This is a genomic window from Vibrio sp. B1REV9 (assembly GCF_905175395.2).
GTDB lineage: Bacteria > Pseudomonadota > Gammaproteobacteria > Enterobacterales > Vibrionaceae > Vibrio > Vibrio alfacsensis.
The window spans coordinates 990,373-1,013,653 of sequence record NZ_HG992746.1; the positions used below are offsets into that span (position 1 = coordinate 990,373).

Here is a 23,281-nt window from a genome sequence, read left to right on the forward strand (position 1 = left end):
TCCTTAAATCACAATCAGTTCAGCGTTTAATGCGCCAGCTTCGTTCAATGCTTGTAGAATGGACATCAAGTCTGTTGGCGTTGCACCTAAACTGTTTACCGCACTGACGATCGTGTTGAGCTCAGTCCCCGGAGGCCAAATCACCATTTGAGCTTGCTCTTCGTTCACATCAATTTTGGATTGATTGACCACTTTGGTTTCACCATCAGAGAATGCATTCGGCTGGCTCACTTGTTCTGATTCGGAGATACGGACTGTCAAATTGCCATGACTCACCGCCGCCTCACCAACTTTCACATTTTTCCCAATAACGACGGTACCAGTGCGCGAATTGAAGACGATGCGAGCAGGCTTACGACCCTCAACCACACTCATTTCTTCTAACATCGACATCATAATCACGCGCTGTTGCGTATCCATAGGCGCACGCATGTCCACACGCGCTTTGTTAATCGCGACCGCGACATTTGGTCCAAATGTACTGTTGATTTCTCGTACTATATTCTTCGCAGTCGTAAAGCTTGGCTTGCGTAAATTCAGAGTAATTTCATCTCGTTCATTAAAATCGGTCTCAATTTCACGTTCGAGGATTGCACCATTAGGGATACGACCCGCGGTTGGTGTGTTTACTTCTACTTTTGAGCCGCTTTTACCCTCTGCTGAAAGGCCACCAACCACAACACTTCCTTGGGCAATGGCATACACTTCACCGTCGATACCTCGAAGTGGCGTCAGTAGCAACGTACCGCCACGTAAACTCTTCGCATCACCAATAGATGAGACCACAACATCCAACGCCTGCCCCGGCCCCGCCATTGGGTCCACCGAAGCGGTGACACTCACTGAAGCCACATTACGCAACTTAGGATTCATACTGTCATCAATCTGCACACCAAATTGGCGCAGCATATTCGTTATAGATTGTGAGGTAAATTTGACTTGGTTTCGGTCACCTTGCCCAGCCAAGCCAACCACTAAACCGTAGCCGACAAGTTGGTTCTCACGAATACCCTGCACATCAACCAAGTCCATAATAGGAATTTCCACTTCGGCATGAGCGGTCATTGGCAATCCCAACGTTAATGCCAATAAGAAAGAAGAAAGAAAAGCATTTATTGGCTTCATTAGAATGGTACCCATGGGCTATTAAAAAATTGCGTTAACCAACCTGCCGCATTGCTATCTGCCAATGCCCCGCGGCCTGCATAAGTAATTCGAGCGTCTGCGATACGCTGAGAAGAAACTTGGTTACTGCGACTGATGTCATCGACACGAACAATCCCAGTAAGGCGAATAAACTCATCCCCTTGATTCAGACGCAGCCACTTTTCACCGCTGATTCGGAGGACACCATTAGGCAACACTTCATGCACGGTGACCGTTATCGCACCTTGTAACTTATTACCTTGTGAACTGGATGCGCTGCCATCAAAATTGCGACTTCCATCAAGACTGACGCCAAATTCATTGTAAGTTTTATTACCAATCGTCGGAGCGGCAAAATCGACGGTCGAGTTCTTACCAAATTGAGTGCCCGCTTTCTTACTGGAAGACGTTTCTTCTGAAAGCTGCACCGTAAGCACGTCACCAACGCGATATGCGCGGCGGTCTTGGAATAAAGTCATGGTGTATTGGTGACGATAAAGGCTGCCCGATTTCGTATCCGGTAGCGTGTAGTCAAGCACTGGTGGCGCATACTCTTCTGCGTTTGGCTCTGGCGGAATAAATTCCTGACGCCCAGCACAACCTGCCAATAAAACCACAGCAATGACCCAATTCTTCGCTAGCCATTTGTTTGTGTAATCCTTCATCATCACCACTTCTTTATTACATTGATTGCGAGACAAATTTCAGCATGTCATCCGCTGCTGAGACCACTTTGGCATTCATCTCATACGCACGTTGAGTCGTGATCATTTCAACCATCTCTTCAACGACTTGTACGTTCGAACCTTCCAAAGCTCCTTGCTTGATACTGCCTGCGCCATCTTCACCAGCGATCAACTCATCCGCAGGGCCGCTTGCTTCCGTCTCGCGGAATAAGTTACCGCCAACGGCTTCTAAGCCCGCAGGGTTGATAAACTTCGCCAACGTGATTTGACCCAGTTGCTGTGGTGTTGAATCGTCAGCAGAGGTTGTTGTTACCGTGCCATCCACACCAACCGAAAATGAAATCGCGTTATCTGGGATTTGGATTTGTGGCTCCAATGGAAGACCTTGGCTATTCACCATTAAGCCCTCTGAGTTAATGTGGAACTGACCATTACGTGTGTACATGATCTGGCCGTCAGAGTTTTCAATTTGAAAGAAACCTTGTCCCATCACGGCTAAATCCAACTCTTGGGTGGTATTTTGAGTGTTGCCTTGAGTAAAGACTTTTTGCGTTCCTACTACACGCACACCAGAACCAAGTTGAACACCACTTGGCAGCTCGTTTACTTGGTCAACCTGCGCACCTGGCTGACGCTGAATGCTGTAAAAAAGATCTTCAAAAACAACTCGATCACGCTTAAAGCCAATCGTATTAACGTTTGCAAGGTTATTGGAAATGGCAGTCATTTTTGTATCCTGCGCTGCCATACCTGTTTTACTTACCCATAATGCTGAATGCATTGCTTATCTCCTTTGGGCGGAAACTCTCTTTAAAAAGAGTTACTTCGCCGCCATCAATTTATTGCCAGCTTGAGCCAGTGTTTCTGCGGTTTTCATCATGCGAACTTGCATTTCAAAGTTGCGAGTTAGAGACATCACACTTAACAGTTCATCAATCGCGGACACGTTGCTGCCCTCTAGATGTTCTGGCGAAATTTGTACGGTTTCATCGATTGGAAAAGGCGCGCCATCTGCACTGTGCAACAAGCTGTCGCTCTCTTTCTGTAATTGATCCATTGGCGGCTTAACGAGCTTTAACGTTCCGACTTCCACTTCGGCCCCCCCACCAGGAGGGATGACAGAGACACGCCCACGTTCACTGATTTCGATTTTTTGAAAATCAGGCGCAACAAGAGGACCATTTTCGCCTAACACAGGAAAACCATTGATCGACATCGCACCGAATGTATCCACTTGGATGTTACCTGCTCGGGTATAAGCTTCCCCACCAGCAGGCGTCTCCACGGCAAAATAACCATCGCCCATGATAGCGACATCAAGTGGACGACCAGTTTTCATAATGTCACCAGAGTCAAAGCGCGTTGCTGCGGAGTTCGTCACGACCATGGTTCGTCCATCAAACCCCGCCCCTTGCAATTCGATACTGCTAACGCGCTCCATATCTGCACGGAAACCTGCAGTATCCGCATTCGACAAGTTGTTCGAACGTACGTGCTGAGCCTTAAGAACACGGCTTGCACCCGACGTAGCTGTAAATAACAAGCTATCCATGCCGAACTCCCATTACACCGCGTTGAACAAAGCTTGGGTCAGCTTATCGCTGGTAGAAATGGTTTTCGCATTCGCTTGGTAATTTCGTTGGGCCGTCATTAATGCAACCAATTCACTCGTCAGGTCGACGTTCGAGCCTTCAAGTGCACCCGGCGTTAGGCTGCCAAGTGTGCCTGAACCCGGAACGCCAAGAATCGGTGCGCCAGAGCTAAAGCTTTGTGTCCAAGAGGTACCGCCAGCATTCGCAAGCCCTTGCTCGTTAGCAAAATCAGCGATCACAACCTGACCTTGCAATTGAGATTGACCATTAGTGTAAGTCGCATAAACCATACCGTTGTCTTCTACGCGTATGCCTGCAAGCTCACCTGATGTGTAGCCATTCGGGTTGTTAGAGCTCACACCAAACGCCGCACCAAATTGCGTACTGCCTGCAAGGCTAATGTCAATGCTCATCGCCTCTGCACCTGCAGCGGGGAATGCAACATTAAACGAGCCAGTTGGTGATGCTAGCGTACCGTCAGGGTTGAAAGTCACTGTCTGCTTAGTTGCCGGAGTTGTCGCCGCACCATCTACATTGACATTCACTTCCCACTGGTTATCAGCAGTTTTCGTGAAGTACTGTGTTACCGTGTGTGCGTTGCCCAACGAATCGTGCACTTTCGTGGTGTAAGAAGAACTGAATGAACTTGGATCGTCAGGATCAAATGGCGTGACCGCTGTATCGATCACAGATGCACTCGCATCAAAGTTCGCCACAAAGTCCAATTTATCTGTCGCTTGCGCTTTTAGCGAAGACGTTGAAATCTGAATATCACCGACAGAACCTGTCTGTAGGTTGTTATTGCTATCGACACTGTAACCTTGCAGTTTTGCGCCATTGTTCGACGTAACAAAGTTGTTTTTATCTGTACCGAAAACACCCGAACGTGTGTACAGCATTTGACCTGCACTATCACGAGTCACAAAAAATCCAGAACCATTAATTGCCAAGTCCATTGAACGGCCTGTACCTGTGATAGAGCCGTTTTTATCGAAGTTCTGAGAAATCGATGCCACTTCAACGCCACCTGGTTGCATGCCGTTGTATACCGCAGCAAATTCCGTTCGACCGCCCTTAAAACCGTACGTCGACGCGTTAGCGATGTTATGGCTAATAGTGTTTAGCTCTTGGTTGGTAGCATCAAGGCCACTTAGTGCAATATTAAAACTCATGAAAAACCTCTAATTTTTAGCTCGGTTAGGCACCAAACTGTGAAATTTGATAGAAAGGAATGCTGCCAACGCCCTCAACTTTAACCAGCGCTGCACCACCTGAACTTGGAATGCGAACTTGTTCGACCTTGCCAGCTAACAAAATATTCGGGCTAGCTTGCCCTTCTTGAACTTCGACTGATACCGTGTATTTGCCAGGCTTCAAGCCAAGCTCTTCTGGGTTAATCGAGAATTCGACGTCACCAGCACCGTGTGCACCGAGTGGCACTTTTGTAGACTGACCAAACTCATCTTTCACCACGAGGGTCACTTGGTTAGAGTTGTGTTCAAGCTCAATCTTGCCGCTTTGAACGCTTTCGCCTAGTTCAAACTCATCAGAAGAAACATAAACCGTTTGTCCAACTAAGCCTGCCGTCGACAGTACTTGCATGTTATCAAGTAGCACCATACTGTTTTGCATCAACCCAGACATGTTCTCCATACTTTGTACTTGTGAGAACTGAGCCAATTGGCTGACATATTCCGTACCATCAAGAGGGTTTAATGGATCTTGGTTTTGAATTTGTGCCACCATCAAGGTGATAAATTCATTTTGCAGTGACGACGCGCTGTTAGAATCTAGAGGGTTTGAAGCCACATTTGCCGTGTCTTTTGTCGCAGATGATACAGGGGTATCAGCCGATAGAGCGGTGTATTGTGCCAAGCTCATTAGCTACCCTGCCCTAAACGTAGTAGACCTTGTTGCATGCTTTTCACATTAGCTAGCACTTCCACATTAGTCTCAAAGCTTCGCGTTGCCGACATCATATCGGCCATTTCAGACACCACATCAATATCTGGGTAGTAAACATAGCCATCATCGTTCGCCAACGGGTTATTTGGCTCAAAGCGCTTCTCTGCTTGACCTGCATTTTGTACGACATCCACAATTCGTACTTCTGCGTTTGGATAGACGCCATTTTCCGTGGACATTTGGCTCTTTTGATAAACCGTTGCAAATACGGGTTTTAATGCTTGATAGGCATCTTCTGGATTAGCCGAAACCGCATCCGCATTCGCAAGGTTACTGGCTACCGTGTTTAAACGTACAGTTTGTGCCGTCATCGCCGAGCCAGTGATTGAATAAATATCAGTAAAAGACATGATTACCGTCCCTCGATTACTTTTGCTAATCCACTGAATTTCATGTTGAGAAATGTCAGACTGGTCTGAAAGTCCATGTTGTTCTGTGTAAATTTGGCTTGTTCAACACCAAGCTCCACCGTATTGCCATCTTTACTATTTTGATAAGGAACCGAATACAGTGTTTCAATTTGAAACTTAGGTACCGATTTACTTACGCCAGTGGATGACATCTGACTCATCACAGTGCTAAAACTAAGGTCTTTTGCTAGGTACCCCGGCGTGTCAACATTTGCTAGGTTACTCGCTAGGACTTTGGTACGCTGAACGCGAAAATTAAGGGCCTCAGGATGTACTCCTAACGCATTTTCAAATGAGATCGCCATGTATCTTCCTTACAGTCGGCTCGAATACGCCAAGATCAAACAAGATGCATGCCATAAAAAATAGCAATATAAATCAATGAATTACTATCAAGCAGGGAAAGCTCACTTCCGCTCTCCGGAAAGAAAAAAAATAAGAGGAAACGTCGATATTCCTCGATAAAGGCACTGGTTGGCATCGCATGCCTTGTGATAAGCCACCCTGCAAACGCGAGTAAAAGCACACTAACTGTCGATGACTTGAAAACGTTTGTCGCTCAAGTTTTTGAACAGGAAGTCGCTAAAACGGCGCAAGCAAGAGGATGGGAGAATCACCATCTTGAATATAATATCTGGGCTCCAAGTGCAGCCAATTATCTGCCGACATGTCACACACCTTTAGTGGTAAGCAGTAGAGACAATAGACTGATTCCAGTCGGGAACCTAAAACGGGCCGTGAGTTGCGAAAGTCTCGACTCACCTTGGCGAATTAATGTCACGATAAGAGCAACGCTCACCTTACCCGTGCTCGTCGCTACCACGACACTTGATCGCAATGAGACGATTGCAGCTTCACATATCAAACTGGAAACCCGCACTATCACTCGACAAGACGATTTTTATACACGAGCGCATCAAGCGATTGGCTTAGAAACGTCACGTCGACTAAAGGCCGGTCAAATCGTAGATCCTAGTATTCTTAATGCTCGCCCAATGATAGTGAAAGGCAACGAAGTCATTATTATCGCAAGCAAAAACGGGTTTCGTGCAAGCACCAAAGGCATCGCATTAGAAGATGGGAAAAAAGGAGATCAAATTGAAATCGAAAATCAAAGCTCTGGAAAAATAGTTCGCGCTGTCGTTACGGGGGTGAACCAAGTTCACACTCAGTTCTAATTTTGGACTCAGCGTATCACTTTTTGACTATTCTTCTCGTCAAACAGAACCAAAATCGACTAAAAATTAAAATTTAATGTTCATCACAACCTAGTCGCCTATTCGATTTAGAACATGATGATTGAGGAACACAGCATGAAAATCGATAAAGTGACGAGCGGCCATGTCTCATACACAACGTTGCAGCAATCTAGCCGCAAACCAGCAGAGACAGCGCCACAAAGCCAAATCCGTGAACCAGCACTGCAAGCAAACACCGCAGCCGTGGAACGTGCTCAAGCCGAAATGCAATCACTGCCTGATGTGGATATGGCGAAAGTCGAACAGGTCCGAAATGCACTCGCTCGTGGTGAATTAAACCTTGATACGAAAGCACTGTCTAAAGCTCTCATGCAATTCCATACTGGGCATGAGTAACAACGCAATTTAGGACGCAGCATGACATCAGCAGCATCTCAGCACATCCAACACTTTGTTCGCTTAATTGCAGCAGATATAAAGCGATACCAACAATTGTTGATTCTAGTACAGCGACAAAAAGCACTCTATCTGAGCTTTGACGGTTCAGAACTGAGTAATAATATTAAGCAACAAGCGCCAATACTCGATCAACTCAATCGCTCTTCGAGTGAAAGAACCCAATCCATGCGAGCACTGGGTTTGCCTTGCAATAGCGCAGGTGCTGAGAAAATTATAAATGCTTTACCAAGTCACATTCGCACTCAGGTAAAAGTGCAGTGGACGCAGTTAGAATCCTTAGTTAAGCAATGCCACCAATACAATCAAAGTAATGGTCAAAGCTCCGCGGCGTTCCATGAGCTAATAAGTCACATTAAGCAACCTGTTCAGCACACCTATGAAGAGAGAACACTCTAGACATCATCAGTACCGCCACCAGTATCAGTGCCACCTACAGCACCTGACCCATCCGAAAATTGCAACACCACTGAAAAGTGGTACGGTAAATTGGCTTTTGCTTTTCTGCCTGATATTCCCATCTTTTCTCTATGCTGCGCCTTATTCCAAGGATATTCAGAGGGAGTATCAAGTACTCGCTCCTTACTCTGAACAAATTACCAAGCGTATCGAATCATCCCGACAGGTTGTGAACTATATTCTGAAGAATCTCAAGCAGCGTTCACTGCCAGAACAGTTCGTGTTAGTGCCAATGCTAGAGTCCTCTTACAATTCTCAAGCCTTATCTCATGCAAATGCAGCCGGGCTTTGGCAGCTCATTCCAGCGACAGCAATACGCTTCGGTTTAGAAGTCACTTCCGAATATGATGAACGTTTTGATGAAAGAGCCAGTACGTTGGCAGCCATCGATTACCTGACATTCCTTTATAATAAATTTGGTCAAGATATGGCATTAACTCTCGCCGCCTACAACGCGGGGGAAGGACGTGTGATGAAAGCGATAAACAAGGCAGATAGTTCACAGTTTTCTCAGTTGGTATTACCTAAAGAAACGCGTCAGTACGTTAGTCGTTTCTACGCATTAGAGCAGTTGATAGACCTCAAGCAAATCAAGACAACCTCATTTCAACCACTATTGCTATTTTCATCAACTTCAAACTTCAATGTGCAACCACTGATCGCACAGGATCGATTACCGCCTCTAATTGAGCTATAAAACGGATTGCTTTGGTAACACGTATTGCTTTGATAACAAATTGTTCTGATAACGCACAAACACTTACAAGCCATTCATAGTTATAAAATACACTCATACTTACAAAGTGCACGTAAACTTATAAAATGCAGTGCAACTAGAATTCACACAAATTGATCTCAAAATTATCAACACCGTGATATCGCTCGAAACATGTACATTTAGTTTACGTTAACCTATCTCAAATATAAGAAACGTAGTGCTACTTGCTTATTATTTGATCATCATTACTTGCAAATAGCTTAGAGGCAGATCGCGTAGTCGATGTAATTTAGTATGAAATAGTCATTGAAATGCTATTAAGCATTTACACAGCAAATATAAAACAGCTATTGTATTTACATATTGATACAAATACCAAATGATAAAGATGACGCTTCGCTTGCGCGTCTGGAATAAGTCCGGGTTCCGGGGGGGAGCTCGGACTTTTTTAATGGTAAAAATTCGCGAACTAAAACTACAGCAACTCTTTCACAATAAGTTGCAGCAAAAACGTTTCTCGCTCAATGCTCATGCCTTTTTTAGGACTTTCCGCCATCGTTTTTTCATTATGAGCAATCGCCTCGTGTACATTCATCCAAACTGGGCGCATGCCATTTTTTATTTCATAATCTTCATAAGACGTCTCACCTAATTCACGAGCAATTTTACAGGTGTAGCAATATGAGGTCATGTGCATCACATCTGCATCGTCTTTGTACCACGGTCTAAATTCTTCAAAAATACCAAATGGCTTAATGCTGTGAATATTCTGCGCACCCGTTTCTTCTTCTAGTTCACGAACCAAACCCGCAATAACATCTTCACCATCATCAATACCGCCTCCAGGAAGCGTGTAATCGTGATAACGCTCAGTATAAAGAAGCAGTACATCTTCACCATCTAATACGATGGCACGTGCTGCATTCCGCTTTGCGATAATTTTGTCATCCAAATGTTCGATGTCTGGGTGCGTCGTGGTTTTTAAATGTCTCATCACAGATTCCGCCGTAATTATTTTGCTCGCATACTACCGAAATTTATGAGTATACCCAAGTGACTTCAAGGTGCGGGATTCAGAGCCTTGTCACTGATTCAGGCCCAATGAAACATAAACGCATGAATAGTGAGCAGATTCTAAATTTGGTAACAAATTCATCGTCGGGTCGAGCTTTTAACAAACATAGGACATTATTTTGCTGAAAGTCTCCTATAATCAACACACTACTCGTCAATCCCATGTGGAGATTAAGAATGAATAAGACAGCGTTAGGAACAGCAATGGCAGCGGCGATCATACTGGCAGGTTGTTCTACTTATGAGGGGGCGACTCGCTCTAATGAATACACATCAGCCGCCAACCCAGCCGCCGTTTATTGTGTTCAACAGGGTGGAGAGTTAGAAACGGTCACTGAAAATGGTGAACGCGTAACATACTGTCTGCTATCTGAGAATGAACGTGTAGAACAATGGGAATACTACCGTAGAAATCACAAGCAAGATGATAACTCGTAACAAACACGCAATCTTAGATTTCACAATCCCAAAAAAAGGAGCGCTATGCTCCTTTTTATTTCTCAATTAACCAATAACTTTCTTGTACTTAGCCCCTCTTTTTTTTCATTAACCGTACTCAAGCACGATATTGAACGGCGTTTTATTTCTGACATTCCTCTGACATTACTTTCCAAGTGGTTAATAAAATTCTTTGCACATCACGAATTTTCACTTTTTTTCCACATTTTTACTGCAGCGGATGGTCAGGATGAAAACAGACACGGTCCAACAAACTGATTCGGTACAATTAAATGTCATTACCGAAGAGACAAAGCGCACAATTTACAAATCAATGTTAAGTGCTCTGACGATTGTGGCTATTAGCATATTAGTCAATCTAAGTATTCGTGTTGATTATGTTTTGTTAGGGTCGAGCCTTGGCGAAACATCCATTACTGAGACTCTACAACTGATTATGCTAGCCGTTGCTTCTTGGTCATTCTATCGTATATCAAAACAAGAGCCTCAAGTCTCGCATGCGGCAATCCTAATTTCTGGTTTCTTCGCCGCACTGATGATCCGTGAAATGGACTACTGGATGGATATGATCCATCACGGTTCTTGGGTATTCCCAGCCTTAGCAGTTACCGCTCTAGCTTGTGCAAAAGCATACCAAGGTGGTAAAGCAACCGTAAATGAAATGGCAACGATTCTTCAATCACCATACATGAAACTGCTTATTGGTTCGGTTGTTTTGCTACTAGTATTTTCACGCCTTTACGGCATGGGCAGCTTCTGGCAACACGTAATGAACGAGCACTATGTACGTGACGTGAAAAACATCTCCGAAGAGGGCATGGAGCTTCTTTGTTACAGCCTAATTGCGTTGAGTGCTGTACGTACTCGCCGTGAACTTACCGGTAAGTGATCTGATATCTCGTTAGACAATTAGACAAGCGCTAAAATAAACCCGTATTTACTCCGTCTGACATTCCGTGGTGGTCTCTGGATCAAGCTGTTGATTTAATGCGGTCAATATCGGATGAAAGACAGATAGCGCTTCTTCCGCGAGTAACACTGAATCATCAAAGGCCGTGACTTCAACGGCCTTTTTCATTTCTGAAATTTGTCTTTGAATGCTTTCATCCAACCTTAAGGTTTCAAGCTTTTCTATGGCCCTCAGAGCGATGGCGAGTGGTTTGGACTTGACATCTGAAAGCTCACGCTTAAAAACGCCGCGCCTTACGCCCTCTAAGAACACCCGATAAGTCGTGAGTTCATCACACAGTAAGAACGCCTCCGCCAGCTTCCCTGTATGAGGGTATGGCACACTGATATGCTCATGCATCACTAAAGGTATATCCAATTCAATGTTCTTCTGCGCGCAGTGTATTTTGAGCACACGTAACAACCCTTGTTCATCCATCAACGTTTGAATTTCGATGATCCGTTCTAGATGATATTGGCTAGAAAGCAGAACCACTTTGATTGATTGCCCCATTTTACACCAACCACTTTTGTGTAACTCAAAAGCAGCATTTTGCATATTTTCAACCGTATTCAACGAACGGTTTTCAACGATGATCTGCTGCGGGGGAAAAGTCATACCTCTAGCAGAAATCAGCTGTAAAAAATAGGCGTGCATCGCGTCAGCTTCAGAAAGTACGTTTCCTTGTGTTACGCCACCACAAAATACAATCGCAGTGGAGGAAAAACACAAACTGTCTAAAGCATCGACCAACGCCTCGACTCTTGATCGCCCTTCCGCCGTCAGTTGATTTCCCACCAACCTTTTACCAAGAACAATAACGACCTTGCTCAACTTCATTATATAGCTCTCATTTACTCATACTTTACTGAACATTTGGTATACAAAAACTGTCTTTACCCATACCATTTATTGATTAACAATAAATTAACAACATCATTTAAACATTCGACGTATACCCATGACCACTGACGCCAGATTCGGCTCCGGGACTTGGGCATTTCAGTCTACAGATACAGGAAGTCAATCATGCTGTCGATTTTCGATATTTTTAAAGTTGGCGTTGGCCCATCCAGTTCCCACACAAATGGTCCTATGCTTGCTGGTTATCACTTTACTCAATTATTGAACGACTCTATGGCGAAAGTCCATAAGGTGCAAGTTGACCTGTATGGGTCTTTGTCATTGACCGGAAAAGGACACCACACCAACCGAGCAGTGGTTCTCGGGCTGATGGGCAACAAGCCAGACACCATTAAAATGACCAGTGCAAAACACGCCCTACAACGCACAATGGAACATGGCACGTTATCTGTTGGGGGCATTCATGAAATCGAATTCAGTTACGATCACGATATCGTGTTTCATAGCGACAATCTCCCTTTGCATGAAAATGGCATGATGATTACTGCTTTCGATGCGGCAGGAGGACAAATCGAGTTTGAAACTTACTATTCGATTGGTGGCGGCTTTATTGCTACCGCTGCAGAGCTAGAAAATGGCAGCAGCCAAACTGAAGTCTCAGTGCCTTTCCCTTTCTCTTCCGCTGATGAGATGTTGGAAAAAGCAGAGCGATATGGGTTAAGCATCGGCGGCATGATCTTACAAAATGAATGCGCTTTGCGTGAGCAGGATGAGATCGTCGATAAAGCCGACCAAATCTGGAAAGTCATGACACTTTGCATGCAACGAGGGTTCGATACGGAGGGCATTCTTGAGGGTGGATTGAATGTCACTCGCAGAGCCCCTAACCTACTAAAAAAATTGGAAGCAAACGCAGCCATTGAAAACGATCCGATGGAAATCATGGATTGGATTAACTTATTCGCCTTTGCCGTTAGTGAAGAGAACGCCGCCGGAGGACAAGTGGTTACCTCTCCAACCAACGGCGCAGCTGGCGTTATCCCTGCGGTTCTAATGTACTACCACCGTTTTATTAAAGATCTCGACAATAAACAGTTGCAAGATTTCCTCGCCGTTGCCGGTGCGATTGGCATATTGTACAAAACCAATGCTTCCATCTCAGGAGCGGAAGTCGGTTGCCAAGGAGAAGTTGGCGTATCTTCTTCCATGGCGGCGGCAGGCTTAACCGCACTCCGAGGGGGCAGCAACGAACAAATCTGTATTGCCGCTGAAATTGCTATGGAACACTCATTAGGCATGACATGCGACCCAATTGGCGGGCTTGTACAAGTGCCGTGCATTGAGCGCAATGCGATGGGTGCAATGAAAGCCATCAACGCCTCTCGCATGGCGCTAAAACGTACAAGTAAATGCCTAATTTCATTAGATAAAGTTATCGAAACTATGTATCAAACAGGAAAAGATATGAACAAAAAATATCGTGAAACTTCACTGGGTGGGTTAGCGATCATTCATATGGCCCCTCCTTGCGAATAGCATACGCTTTCCATTCTCATGCTTATTAATATTTTTCATTGTTGGCGGAAGGTATTCCGCCAACATTACGATTTACGGCAATACTTAGATTTATAACAATACGCCGAAGTGTAGAGTGTAGGCATGACCTCAATGCTATTTCTCGTTTGCTATTGTTTTATCGGCGCTTCAAAAACTTAGTTCTCATCTTAGTATAATTAGCTACTTTTTTTATATTTTAAAGTCATTTAGACTCACATTATCTGATTGATCTAGCTCAACGCATTACCCAAGCAAACGTTTTGCATTAGAAAATATAGTGCATTCCCTTCTATTTATGCGACAATTGTTTCAATCTGTAACATCGCGTTTAAGTAACCTTTAGCAGCAATAATGACGACAGATATCCAAATCACGCCAACAGAACCTACTCTGCTGGGCGTGATTTAGATATTTGAATATCCCCACCTCGCAATAGTGAGCATGAGAATATGTGGAATAAACTAAATAAATCTATGATGTTCTGCCAAATGATGTTTGGCTTATCATTTTATGGCGTGTTAGTCAGCCTAACGCGTTTCTTTTTAGAAGATCTAAATTACAACGAAGCCGATACCATGATGATCGTGGGTGCCTTTTCTGCTATCGGTCCTTTGTTTGCGATTGCTGGTGGCTTCATTGCCGACAAATTTTTAGGTGCTTACCGTTCTTTGACGATCAGCTTCGTAGCATTCGCATCAGGTTATGTATTGCTCGTTTTGGGGGCATCTGCAACCAACGTCCCTCTATCTATGTGTGGTATCGCCCTTGCTAGTTACGGTCGCGGCTTGATGTCGCCATCTTACCCTAGCCTATATAAGCGCACATTCCGTTCTCAAGAAGACTTTGAGAAAGGCTACCCTATCAACTATTCCGTCAACAACGTAGGGGCTTTTCTAGGTCAGTACTTGTTCCCAATGCTTGTGCTTGTTATCGGCTTTAATGGTGGCTTTGTCATTTCAACCGTCATGGCCACTGCCGCTTTGATTATGCTCATTGCATTCCGTAAAGGACTTGTCGGTGTTGCTTCTGAGCTTGACAAAAAATCCGTTAGTATCCAAAACTGGATTTTCTTTGCATTAATATCTGTCGCAATGATTGCCCTAGTGTTCTTCATGTTCTCTAACATGGATATTGGCCAAAACATTGTTTACGCAATCGGTGGTGCAGCGATTCTTTACTTTGTCTCTCTCATGCTAAAAGCAAGCAAAGCTGAATCACTAAAGATGGGAACGATCTTAATCGTGACATTCCTGACCACATGTTTCTTCGTTTACTATGGTCAGATGATGACTTCAATGAACATGGTAGCAATCAATACATTAAAAGGATCGCTATTCGGTTTTATTCCGCTCGAACCAGAAGCAGCAATGGCAATGAACCCTCTATGGTGTATGGTTGGTGGGCCTATTGTGGCTGGTTTCTTTGGTATGCTAGAGAAACGTGATATTCACCTATCGACTGCAACTAAGATTGCTTTGGCATTCGTACTCACTGCAATTGCATTTGGCATCCTGACTTTTGCTGTGACTACCGTTGGTGACGACATTGTGATCATGCCAGAAGTCTTCTTAGTGATTCATTTCTTCCAAGCAATTGCAGAAGTGATTGTGGGCTCAATGGTTGTCGCATTCATCTTATCCGTCGCGCCTAAACACATTGAGAACTTCTCTGTGAGCTTATTCTCTGTTGCTATTGCTCTAAGTGGTATTGTTGGTGCTGCATTCTCAACCACCATTGCGCTAGAAAAAGGCCAAGAAATCACACAAGAAATCGTTCAGCACGTCTATGGTGATTACTTCCAACTACTTACTATTCTTGCGGTTGTGATGGTTGGCATTGCACTGGCAGCCTCTTTCATCATCCGTAAAATGCTTGAAGCAGCAAAACGTAGCGAAGCAGAAATGGAATTGGTTGAAGCAAACGCAGAAAGTTAATGTCTCTATTTCCTCTCTTATTCTGAGACAAAAGCGGAAGCCAATTGGCTTCCGCTTTTTTATCGACAAGAGGATTCATTCTCCTCAACTCAGAATACCTTAGCCCATCAAGGTAACCATTAAATAAGCATTTAATGCCAAAACCAACGTTACGATAACCATACCAGAGTAAGAAACCCACTTGCTGTTTTTGAACTCTCCCATCAAGCGCTCACTGTTTGTAAAGATAAGCAATGGAATAATCGCCAGCGCAATATCAAACACCTCTGCTTAAACCCAATAAAAACCCACTGCCTACTTATTGGGCAAATAGTCTCGCAAATGATCAGCAAGATTCTTACCCATCAATAACAAAAACTATCAACAAAACCTATCTGCAAACAAAAGCTATCAACGTTCATTCGCAGAGATGCCTTGTATGCCTAATCTAATAAACCTTGCGTTATGACCCGTCGATGTTTACGCAGATACTCAATATCCTGTAAATAAGCATCGTGGTGGCAGTCTTGCATATTTGCCTGGAAACTCGCATCACCTTTTGTCGCCATAGTTCGCATATAATTAACCAGAGCGGTCAATCGAAGCGTCATTACTTCAACCAACTCTTCTCGATCTAAGCGAGAACAACCATAACTGTCGCAGAATAGTTTTGCTCGGCGTATTTGCTCTTCTAACGTCCCCAATTTGTCATATTCGTTGGTTTTAAACGGTGCCCAACCATAAACTGACATCGCTATATCCCAGACTCTCGGGGCTGGATGAATGGTATCAAAATCAAACACGCCAACAACACACTCCCCATCCAAGGCAACGTTGTATGGCATAAAATCACCATGGCAAATCACTTCTTTTGGAAGCCGTTCGGGCAACATCCAGTGAAGCACAGTATCTTGATGGTCGTTCAGAAAGTTGGCAGATGCATCATGCAAATTTCTCAACATTTTTGCGGCCGATTTCAACGCTATTATTGAACTAATGGGACCATTCAAAGGATAGTTATATGACTGCCCATCCACATACGTCAGTATTTCTTTACCTTTTTCTATAGAAATCGGTTTTGGGCAAGCGTGAAAGCCATTTGAATGCAAATGTTTTAGAAACAGATGAACCGTCATCGTCCAATGGTTTGCCGGACGAAGTACAACATCATCTTTACGATAGATCGCCCATTCTCGGCCACCTTGTAACGTTTCCATACGACTCCTTAAGCATCGTGCTCAGTGGTTAGAGCAGGCAATAAGCATGAAAAACTCAACAAGGCCTCAGTTTATCACTGAGTTTACAAACAAGATTTAAAGGAAGAGCAAGAATGTTATACCAATCGCATCCTCATATTTTGAAAACGAGAATATAGGGGATCAAAAAAGCCAGCACAAAAGTACTGGCTTCTTAACGTTACGGTTTCAACAATAGATTATTGAGCTTGTACCGTTTCTTTGTATTGGAATGCAGGAACAACCACTTCTACACGACGGTTCTCTTCACGACCTTCGCGAGTTTCGTTGCTTGCTACTGGGTTTGCTTCACCCATACCTTTTACAGTCATACGCTCTGCTGCAATACCTTCCGCTTTGAACTGTTCAGCTACGGCTTCTGCACGCTTCTCAGTTAGCGCTTGGTTGTACGCTTCAGAACCTGTTGTATCGCTGTAACCAGTGATTTCAACTTGAGCTTGTGGGTAAGTGTTCATTAGTTCGATAGTTGTAGATAGACGAGATGCATCTTGAACTTCTGCGCTTTCTAGACCAAATTGAACAGTTTCCACTTGAGCTGGGTACACGTGCTCAACGATACGTGCCGCAGGACGAACTTCTACTACTTCTTCTACGACTTCTTCAACAACAACTGGCTCTGAACCGAACTTGTAGTTGAAACCAAGACCAAAGTAGTTTGCATCCATGTCAGAAATTACGTTATCAGACATGTTTTCGAAACGTTGGTATTCAGCACGTAGGCTTAGGTTGTAGTTTACTTTGTACTCTGCACCTAGAGAGCCAGTTGGTACAAGATCTTTCTCGTCACCAGCCATCATGTATGCTGCACCCGCTTTAGCGAATAGGTTGAATGAATCAGTAACTGGTAGGTTGAACTTAGGTGCAAGAGTGATTGCCCATAGGTCACCGTCTACTGTGTTCATGCCAGCTTTATCAAAGTTAGCTTTGAATGAGCCTAGGTAATCAACGCCGTACTCAGCTGCAACGTATTCGTTGAAGTTGTAACCTAGATGCATAGATGCTGCAAAGCTATCATCATCACAAGGAGCATTTAGGTGACATGCATCATTTAGAGCGTTGTAACCTAGTTTGCCACCCATGTAAGTATCTGCAACTGCTACGTTTGATAGACCAGCCACTACTGCTGCCACTGCTAGAGCGATTTTTTTCATTATTTATCCTTTTCGCGAAAGTGACCCAACTTTCTAACCCACCTCTCTAAGCGGAAAATACAAAGCCAGAACCTACGCTGTTTTTATTATTTGATTAGAACCACATCAACAATATCAAGTCATAAACAGCATTTATGCTGTCGTCTTGAACTCAATTAAGAAATTAAGCTTAATAATGCGTTAAAAGGTTCAAAGCGATATGCTTGCATATGGTAAGACCGTCTGGCCTCAGTCATATAACGAGCATGAGTATTCCACTAACAAGTTTGGTTCTACTAGGCACAAGCAAAAACGAAGTTTCCTGGTTATCGAATAGATAACTAGGCTTCGATCTGCTAAATATAAGCACGAGTTAGAACGTATAAACTGTGATAAATTGGAACACAATGATTTCTGTGACAAAAATCTCAAAACAACTCTAACAGAATCATCAAATTAAAGTTAAATTGAATTACTTATCGAGTTGATAAAAATAATTTATTGACATTTTAGTTGGACGAGTTTTTCAGATTAGAAAAGTTAACGTTTGCAAACTTTACATCATATTTAAAAAGGAATAATTACATGAAAAAACAGCCTGTAAATCACAGGCTGTTTGGAAAACTAGATTTTATGCGATACTGCCAAAGTTGCAGCCAACACATCTTGCCCAAATAATACACTCCGCTCCGGAGACCAACCATATAACGGGTCTGGATGGTTGTTGTTATCCTTAAACGGCATTTCTATTGTATATGACAAGCATTTAAATTGTTCAGCTACCCAGTTTGAACCGACGGTCAAATTTGCCTTACCCGGCTCATCTTTATCGTAACCTACGTCATCTTGAAATTCTGGCGTGATCGTCAACAACGCGCTTTTAAACATATTTTCAAGTTCTGCGAGACTCTCATCGTAGGATGGAATGCCCTCTGAACCCGCAACAAAGTTATAAGGAATCGCCTCGTCACCATGAACGTCTAAAAACATATCAACACCTGTTTCTAGCATACGCTCACGAACGAGGAAAACTTCTGGACTCTTCTCCATTGATGGCGTCTGCCATTCACGGTTTAAATTTACACCCACTGCGTTTGTACGCAAATGACCACGAATGCCACCATCTGGGTTCATGTTTGGTACGATATAAAGTACGGCTTTTTCTAATAATGCGCGCGCTACCGTATCGTTTTCATCTAAAAGGCGCTGAATCATGCCCTCCATGAACCATTCCGCCATTGTCTCACCAGGGTGCTGGCGAGCAATCATCCAAATTTTCTTTTTGCTTTCTTCCGGCTCACCAAAGGTCAGTAAGGTCATGTCATTACCATCGAGAGTATGACCCAATGTTTCAAGTTGGCAATGATGAGCGCTTTGTGCCATGTGTAACAAGTCTAGATGGCGATCATATGTATAAGGTGCAAAATACGCAAAGTAGACTGAACTGCGCTCAGGAATCACCGTAAAAGTCAGGGTGTCACCATCAAATTCTGTTGGGATTCGAAACCATTCTTCACGGTCATACGATGCGACAACATCGTATCCTTGCCATCCCTCTGGATATGCAGACTTCGCCAAATCCAATAACTTAATCGTATGAGACTGCTCCGTTTCGGTTTCTAAACGGAAGTGGAACCACTGGTAGAATTCCGACATATTGTCTTTTGGGATTTTAAGCTGAATATCATTTTTATCCTCGGCTTTCACTACGTGAATACTGCCACTGTCAAAATTGCTGAATACTTTCATTGTATGACTCACCTTTTGCATCTGAGTTTAAGAGAAAGAGGCTAACACAAAGGCAGTTCTGCCCCCTACGAGTTTGTGATCGTCATTTCACCTAAACCTAAACCTAAACCTAAACCACGTAGAGTGTAGATAAAACTTAAGCCTCTCTTCCAATCTTAAAAGTCAACCAGGATATATACGCCCCTCTAGTCACACTTTTCATCCAAATCAAGAAAAAAAGCACCCTTTCAATCTAACGTATACACTTAATTTTATTGAATAAGCATGATTTGGAGACCGATGTGAGCAAGCTTGTGAATGGTAGTTTTTGCAAAATCAGTTTTAGCAAGATAGTAAGTTATTTAATCATTTTTTCCTGCTTGATACTCGCAGAAAAAACCCTTGCACAAGAATTGCCCAACGCTCAGTTTATCCAAAGTGAAATAACCCGCCTCAATAGCGAGGAGCCAAAAAATGAGCTTCTCCTGACTCAATATCAAACCCTGCTCAACCAAATCGATGGTTTTGATGCACAACGATCTTTGATCAAAGATTATCGCTCTATCGTTAGCCAATATCCTTTGCAGAAAGAACGCTTGCTAAAGCAAATTGAACAAGCTGAGCAATTGGATTTATTACAAACAAAACAACTCGACAGCTATAGCGATTTATCTCAATCTATCGCGTCCCTGCAAGCGGCCATAAACGAATGGAGCAACACCTCAAAAGCAAATGCAGAGATAAGCATTCAACTCACGGCAGATCGTAAAACCTTACCCGTATCTTTAGCGCAACTCAGCCAACAGTTGGAGCAAGCATCGATCATCAAAAACGACAACGGCTCCGACATTGAACAATGGCTGCAGTTATCCAATTTAACCTATCTAAAACTACAGCAAGAAGCCACCGCTGCCGAACTTCAAAGTCTCGATGAGCGAACCGAACTATTAAGACTTGAGCAAAAGCTGCTCGACAGAAAAATCCAACTCGCTTCCCCTTTGCTGATTACACTTCAAGACAAGTTGACTCGCGTCGAGCAAGCATCGGTCAAAAACCTGATCGCTGACGTTCGCTCATTAGAGAAAGACATTGAACCATCAGACCTTATAGCGGTACAGAGCTTTGGTACCGTCACTCAATATGCGGATGAGTTAGAGCAAATATTGGCAACCATTGAACAATCACGTATTGAAAAGCAGCAATTGGAAGTAGAAAGAAGAAGCCTTGCCGAAGAACAACGTCTCATTAAAGACAATCTCTCTTGGTTAAAAAACAGCACTGCTTTTGGTGCGTCAATTCGTGCACAGCTGCAGCGACTTCCTAATCAAGTTGGAGACAAATCAATCCCAGATGAAATTGCCGCCGCACACATTCGCAAATACGAAATAAGTCAAACGTTAGCGGATCATGCTTTAAATAATGCCGTTCAATCGACTCACAATAAAGGTCAATTGGCAGCGTCAACTCAAACTCAAACTCAAACTCAAACTCAAACCAGAATAAACACCTTATCTCTAGAATTATTAAAACAGTTAACGACCGACTACGAAAAGCTGATCATTGCTCTGGGAAAGTTACAACTGACGATCAATCAATATTCACTAGAGGTCGACAGTGCACGTTCATTTTTAAAGGAACAACAATTTTGGACTCGTAGCAATGTGCCATTTTGGCAGCACATGACTGACTTTAGTAAAATTACTTGGTTTGGGGACGCAACACCTTTGCAATCCATGATTGAACGCACCGATATAGAACGCCTAAAGCTGATCGGTATTGCTTTTGTTATCTACTCTGTAGTTCTGATTTACGGTCATGGTCGACTAAGAAAACGGGCGACTCAATTACGTCATGACTATCAAAAAGCATTCGGTCACCCGTTACGTGATCGTTTTCAAAACACCATGTCTCTGCTCAGTATTGCCGCCATTCAAGCATTAGTGTTGCCTTTAGGGCTCATTCTGATGGCCTCGTCTCTTTTTTGGGTGTGGCCGATACCCAACGCAACCGAATCAAAAATGTTGATACTTGCCAGTGCTGGTGCACTGTTTTTTCTCGAGTTAATCTATGCGTTGAGCCCCACAAAAGGTCTGCTCAATTTGCATCTAAATTGGCCTGATCATGTTTGTCTCTACCTGCACAAAGAGAGCCGAAAACTTCGTTTTCCATTGACAATTTTCTTATTGTGTATATTTTTTGCGGATTTGGTTGCAGGAGAACAAGAAGCCGAAATTTCGCGAATGTTCTTCCTTGTCCTAACCCTTGCCATGGCGCTTATCTATGCTGCATTACTCAAACCAGAACGCATCCCTGCAGCACTCCCCTCCCCTATAAATAAAGGGTTAGGGTTACTTAGCTTAAAAGTACTGCTTTTTGGCTCTTTCTTTGCCATTGTCGTCATGGCGATACTCGGCCTCTTTATTGCTTCTTGGCTACTGTTGCTCTACCAACAGTTAACGTTATTTGTGATTCTGGGTGTTTTATTTATTTATCAACTTGGCGAACGCTGGCTCAAACTCGAACACCGTCAGTTAAATTATCAAAGGTTACTGGCCCGCCGCGAAGAACTGATAGCACAGCAACAAGAACAAGCTGAAGAACCACCAGAACTCGCCGAGCTCAGAGAGAATTTTCCTGAGGTCGAAGAAAAAAGCCTCGGTAGTGAACAAATCAGCGAGCAGTCCATGACTTTACTGCGTGGATTGTCTTTGATCGCATTGATTGCAGCCGTGCTCACACTGTGGTCTAGCGCATTAGAAATGACTCGATGGTTAGATAACGTCGTTATATGGCAAGTCAGCGAAGCAGTCAGTGGCAGTTCCACACTCGTTGATGTGACTTTGCAATCACTTATCTATGCATTAACCATTCTTCTTGTCACTTTTGTCGGGGTGCGCAACCTTCCCGGAATATTGGAGTTGTTGGTTTTAAGGAGGCTTGAGCTTTCACCTGGCACAGGGTACGCGATTACTACCTTATTGCGTTATCTGATTTTAATGACGGGCGTGCTGTCTGCATTTGCCATTCTCGGCTTTCAGTGGTCTCGCTTACAGTGGTTAGTAGCCGCATTTGGTGTGGGGTTAGGCTTTGGTTTACAAGAGATATTTGCCAACTTCATTTCCGGCTTGATCTTACTGTTTGAGCGTCCAATTCGTATCGGTGATATTGTTACCATTAACGAGCTATCGGGAACCGTCAGCAAAATCCAAACCCGAGCGACCACTATCATCGATTGGGACAACAAAGAAATTGTCGTCCCCAATAAAACATTCATCACGGAAAAATTGATCAACTGGTCCTTAACCGATTCCATTACTCGCATCGTGATCCCGATTGGTGTCGCATACGGTTCTGATGTCAGTAAAGTAGAAGCATTGCTTTACAGAGTTGCTGAAGAACATCCATTGGTGCTAAACGATCCATCACCCTCAGTGTTCTTTCTTGCCTTTGGTGCGAGCAGTCTGGATTTTGAGCTTAGAGTACACATTAACTCTATCGATCATCGCCTATCGACCATTCACCTGATCAATAAAAATATCGACAAATTGTTCAAAGAGAATGACATTGAAATTGCATTCCCGCAGATGGATGTACATGTTCGTGATTGGCCGCAACAAAATAACGCAACGGAATAATGAGGCGTTAGCAAATCTAGGGACTGTGGATCGTCGAGCTGATTTAAAATTTAACCTCGAAAGAGAAACAAACTCTAAGTACGGA

23 protein-coding genes and 1 pseudogene are annotated in these 23,281 nt (G+C 43.6%); 9 read left to right on the forward strand and 15 right to left on the reverse strand.

The features are described 5' to 3' along the window. Window positions 1-3: 3 nt before the first annotated feature. Genes KHN78_RS18495 through flgB form a run of 8 tightly spaced genes read right to left on the reverse strand, consistent with a single transcriptional unit; the run spans window position 4 to window position 6,104 of the window. On the reverse strand, window positions 4-1,125 hold the full coding sequence (locus KHN78_RS18495; protein ID WP_211917971.1) for a flagellar basal body P-ring protein FlgI: 1,122 nt from the start codon (window positions 1,123-1,125) through the stop codon (window positions 4-6). Continuing rightward, a complete protein-coding gene (gene flgH / locus KHN78_RS18500; RefSeq protein WP_211917973.1) occupies window positions 1,125-1,814 on the reverse strand; it encodes a flagellar basal body L-ring protein FlgH in 690 nt (229 codons plus the stop codon). Before flgH ends, KHN78_RS18495 begins: the two co-directional genes overlap by 1 nt. A gap of 13 nt (window positions 1,815-1,827) precedes the next feature. Further along, window positions 1,828-2,613 carry a flagellar basal-body rod protein FlgG gene (gene flgG, locus KHN78_RS18505; RefSeq protein WP_211917975.1) on the reverse strand — a complete coding sequence of 262 codons (786 nt, stop codon included), beginning with the start codon at window positions 2,611-2,613 and terminating at the stop codon, window positions 1,828-1,830. A gap of 39 nt (window positions 2,614-2,652) precedes the next feature. Then, a complete protein-coding gene (locus KHN78_RS18510; RefSeq protein WP_211917977.1) occupies window positions 2,653-3,384 on the reverse strand; it encodes a flagellar basal body rod protein FlgF in 732 nt (243 codons plus the stop codon). A 12-nt stretch (window positions 3,385-3,396) separates the two neighbouring features. Then, complete coding sequence (flgE, locus tag KHN78_RS18515) at window positions 3,397-4,596, reverse strand: flagellar hook protein FlgE (RefSeq protein ID WP_211917979.1); 1,200 nt, start codon at window positions 4,594-4,596, stop codon at window positions 3,397-3,399. A 25-nt stretch (window positions 4,597-4,621) separates the two neighbouring features. Then, window positions 4,622-5,305: a flagellar hook assembly protein FlgD gene (gene flgD, locus KHN78_RS18520; RefSeq protein WP_211917981.1), complete on the reverse strand. Its 684-nt coding sequence runs from the start codon at window positions 5,303-5,305 to the stop codon at window positions 4,622-4,624. Then, on the reverse strand, window positions 5,305-5,739 hold the full coding sequence (gene flgC, locus KHN78_RS18525; protein WP_128812562.1) for a flagellar basal body rod protein FlgC: 435 nt from the start codon (window positions 5,737-5,739) through the stop codon (window positions 5,305-5,307). The genes flgD and flgC overlap by 1 nt, the downstream gene beginning before the upstream one ends. Window positions 5,740-5,741: 2 nt before the next feature. Next, a complete protein-coding gene (gene flgB, locus KHN78_RS18530) occupies window positions 5,742-6,104 on the reverse strand; it encodes a flagellar basal body rod protein FlgB (RefSeq protein WP_128812561.1) in 363 nt (120 codons plus the stop codon). A gap of 186 nt (window positions 6,105-6,290) precedes the next feature. Here flgB and flgA point away from each other — a divergent pair, with 186 nt between their 5' ends. From flgA to KHN78_RS18545, 3 genes are all read left to right on the forward strand, one after another. Continuing rightward, window positions 6,291-6,977: a flagellar basal body P-ring formation chaperone FlgA gene (gene flgA / locus KHN78_RS18535; protein ID WP_223917794.1), complete on the forward strand. Its 687-nt coding sequence runs from the start codon at window positions 6,291-6,293 to the stop codon at window positions 6,975-6,977. Window positions 6,978-7,112: 135 nt separating this feature from the next. Beyond that, window positions 7,113-7,394, forward strand: a complete 282-nt coding sequence (flgM, locus tag KHN78_RS18540) for a flagellar biosynthesis anti-sigma factor FlgM (protein WP_211917983.1) — start codon at window positions 7,113-7,115, stop codon at window positions 7,392-7,394. Window positions 7,395-7,415: 21 nt separating this feature from the next. Next, window positions 7,416-7,853, forward strand: a complete 438-nt coding sequence (locus tag KHN78_RS18545) for a flagellar protein FlgN (RefSeq protein WP_211917985.1) — start codon at window positions 7,416-7,418, stop codon at window positions 7,851-7,853. Here KHN78_RS18545 and KHN78_RS21875 read toward each other — a convergent pair. After that, window positions 7,850-7,975: a hypothetical protein gene (locus KHN78_RS21875; protein ID WP_263422531.1), complete on the reverse strand. Its 126-nt coding sequence runs from the start codon at window positions 7,973-7,975 to the stop codon at window positions 7,850-7,852. The genes KHN78_RS18545 and KHN78_RS21875 overlap by 4 nt on opposite strands. Here KHN78_RS21875 and KHN78_RS18550 point away from each other — a divergent pair. Further along, window positions 7,951-8,610 carry a lytic transglycosylase domain-containing protein gene (locus KHN78_RS18550; RefSeq protein ID WP_223917831.1) on the forward strand — a complete coding sequence of 220 codons (660 nt, stop codon included), beginning with the start codon at window positions 7,951-7,953 and terminating at the stop codon, window positions 8,608-8,610. The two genes, KHN78_RS21875 and KHN78_RS18550, sit on opposite strands and share 25 nt — an antisense overlap. A 496-nt stretch (window positions 8,611-9,106) precedes the next feature. On the opposite strand, the gene KHN78_RS18555 is transcribed toward KHN78_RS18550, so the two are convergent. Continuing rightward, window positions 9,107-9,625 carry an NUDIX hydrolase gene (locus KHN78_RS18555; protein WP_211917989.1) on the reverse strand — a complete coding sequence of 173 codons (519 nt, stop codon included), beginning with the start codon at window positions 9,623-9,625 and terminating at the stop codon, window positions 9,107-9,109. 257 nt (window positions 9,626-9,882) lie between these two features. Here KHN78_RS18555 and KHN78_RS18560 point away from each other — a divergent pair, with 257 nt between their 5' ends. Together KHN78_RS18560 and KHN78_RS18565 are read left to right on the forward strand one after the other, a co-directional pair. Beyond that, the gene (locus KHN78_RS18560; protein ID WP_128812556.1) at window positions 9,883-10,143 is read left to right on the forward strand and encodes a DUF333 domain-containing protein; all 261 of its coding nucleotides are present in this window, start codon (window positions 9,883-9,885) and stop codon (window positions 10,141-10,143) included. 250 nt (window positions 10,144-10,393) lie between these two features. After that, a complete protein-coding gene (locus tag KHN78_RS18565) occupies window positions 10,394-11,053 on the forward strand; it encodes a hypothetical protein (protein WP_211917991.1) in 660 nt (219 codons plus the stop codon). Between the two features lie 48 nt (window positions 11,054-11,101). Here KHN78_RS18565 and KHN78_RS18570 read toward each other — a convergent pair whose 3' ends face one another. Further along, window positions 11,102-11,953, reverse strand: a complete 852-nt coding sequence (locus tag KHN78_RS18570) for a YdcF family protein (protein WP_211917993.1) — start codon at window positions 11,951-11,953, stop codon at window positions 11,102-11,104. Window positions 11,954-12,142: 189 nt separating this feature from the next. Between KHN78_RS18570 and KHN78_RS18575 the strand changes: the two genes are divergently transcribed. Together KHN78_RS18575 and KHN78_RS18580 are read left to right on the forward strand one after the other, a co-directional pair. Next, the gene (locus tag KHN78_RS18575; RefSeq protein WP_211917995.1) at window positions 12,143-13,513 is read left to right on the forward strand and encodes an L-serine ammonia-lyase; all 1,371 of its coding nucleotides are present in this window, start codon (window positions 12,143-12,145) and stop codon (window positions 13,511-13,513) included. Between the two features lie 470 nt (window positions 13,514-13,983). Then, the gene (locus tag KHN78_RS18580; protein WP_211917998.1) at window positions 13,984-15,468 is read left to right on the forward strand and encodes a peptide MFS transporter; all 1,485 of its coding nucleotides are present in this window, start codon (window positions 13,984-13,986) and stop codon (window positions 15,466-15,468) included. A 99-nt stretch (window positions 15,469-15,567) separates the two neighbouring features. Here the strand turns inward: KHN78_RS18580 and KHN78_RS18585 are convergent. The 4 genes and pseudogenes from KHN78_RS18585 to KHN78_RS18600 all read right to left on the reverse strand — a co-directional run. Beyond that, window positions 15,568-15,729, reverse strand: a pseudogene (locus KHN78_RS18585) (divalent metal cation transporter); the annotation flags it as partial. A 161-nt stretch (window positions 15,730-15,890) separates the two neighbouring features. Next, window positions 15,891-16,664: a phosphotransferase enzyme family protein gene (locus tag KHN78_RS18590; RefSeq protein WP_211918000.1), complete on the reverse strand. Its 774-nt coding sequence runs from the start codon at window positions 16,662-16,664 to the stop codon at window positions 15,891-15,893. Between the two features lie 218 nt (window positions 16,665-16,882). Then, entirely contained in the window at window positions 16,883-17,854 is a 972-nt protein-coding gene (locus KHN78_RS18595; protein WP_211918002.1) for an OmpA family protein, read from the reverse strand. 603 nt (window positions 17,855-18,457) lie between these two features. Further along, on the reverse strand, window positions 18,458-19,582 hold the full coding sequence (locus KHN78_RS18600; RefSeq protein WP_211918004.1) for a M14-type cytosolic carboxypeptidase: 1,125 nt from the start codon (window positions 19,580-19,582) through the stop codon (window positions 18,458-18,460). A 281-nt stretch (window positions 19,583-19,863) separates the two neighbouring features. Here KHN78_RS18600 and KHN78_RS18605 point away from each other — a divergent pair, with 281 nt between their 5' ends. Further along, a complete protein-coding gene (locus tag KHN78_RS18605) occupies window positions 19,864-23,196 on the forward strand; it encodes a mechanosensitive ion channel domain-containing protein (RefSeq protein WP_223917796.1) in 3,333 nt (1,110 codons plus the stop codon). The last annotated feature ends 85 nt before the right edge of the window (window positions 23,197-23,281 follow it).

Coding starts and splice junctions, on each gene's coding strand:
- KHN78_RS18495 (WP_211917971.1), bottom strand. CDS start 1,125: ATGAAGCCAATAAATGCTTTTCTTTCTTCTTTCTTATTGGCATTAACG.
- flgH (WP_211917973.1), bottom strand. CDS start 1,814: ATGATGAAGGATTACACAAACAAATGGCTAGCGAAGAATTGGGTCATT.
- flgG (WP_211917975.1), bottom strand. CDS start 2,613: ATGCATTCAGCATTATGGGTAAGTAAAACAGGTATGGCAGCGCAGGAT.
- KHN78_RS18510 (WP_211917977.1), bottom strand. CDS start 3,384: ATGGATAGCTTGTTATTTACAGCTACGTCGGGTGCAAGCCGTGTTCTT.
- flgE (WP_211917979.1), bottom strand. CDS start 4,596: ATGAGTTTTAATATTGCACTAAGTGGCCTTGATGCTACCAACCAAGAG.
- flgD (WP_211917981.1), bottom strand. CDS start 5,305: ATGAGCTTGGCACAATACACCGCTCTATCGGCTGATACCCCTGTATCA.
- flgC (WP_128812562.1), bottom strand. CDS start 5,739: ATGTCTTTTACTGATATTTATTCAATCACTGGCTCGGCGATGACGGCA.
- flgB (WP_128812561.1), bottom strand. CDS start 6,104: ATGGCGATCTCATTTGAAAATGCGTTAGGAGTACATCCTGAGGCCCTT.
- flgM (WP_211917983.1), top strand. CDS start 7,113: ATGAAAATCGATAAAGTGACGAGCGGCCATGTCTCATACACAACGTTG.
- KHN78_RS18545 (WP_211917985.1), top strand. CDS start 7,416: ATGACATCAGCAGCATCTCAGCACATCCAACACTTTGTTCGCTTAATT.
- KHN78_RS21875 (WP_263422531.1), bottom strand. CDS start 7,975: ATGGGAATATCAGGCAGAAAAGCAAAAGCCAATTTACCGTACCACTTT.
- KHN78_RS18555 (WP_211917989.1), bottom strand. CDS start 9,625: ATGAGACATTTAAAAACCACGACGCACCCAGACATCGAACATTTGGAT.
- KHN78_RS18560 (WP_128812556.1), top strand. CDS start 9,883: ATGAATAAGACAGCGTTAGGAACAGCAATGGCAGCGGCGATCATACTG.
- KHN78_RS18565 (WP_211917991.1), top strand. CDS start 10,394: ATGAAAACAGACACGGTCCAACAAACTGATTCGGTACAATTAAATGTC.
- KHN78_RS18570 (WP_211917993.1), bottom strand. CDS start 11,953: ATGAAGTTGAGCAAGGTCGTTATTGTTCTTGGTAAAAGGTTGGTGGGA.
- KHN78_RS18575 (WP_211917995.1), top strand. CDS start 12,143: ATGCTGTCGATTTTCGATATTTTTAAAGTTGGCGTTGGCCCATCCAGT.
- KHN78_RS18580 (WP_211917998.1), top strand. CDS start 13,984: ATGTGGAATAAACTAAATAAATCTATGATGTTCTGCCAAATGATGTTT.
- KHN78_RS18590 (WP_211918000.1), bottom strand. CDS start 16,664: ATGGAAACGTTACAAGGTGGCCGAGAATGGGCGATCTATCGTAAAGAT.
- KHN78_RS18595 (WP_211918002.1), bottom strand. CDS start 17,854: ATGAAAAAAATCGCTCTAGCAGTGGCAGCAGTAGTGGCTGGTCTATCA.
- KHN78_RS18600 (WP_211918004.1), bottom strand. CDS start 19,582: ATGAAAGTATTCAGCAATTTTGACAGTGGCAGTATTCACGTAGTGAAA.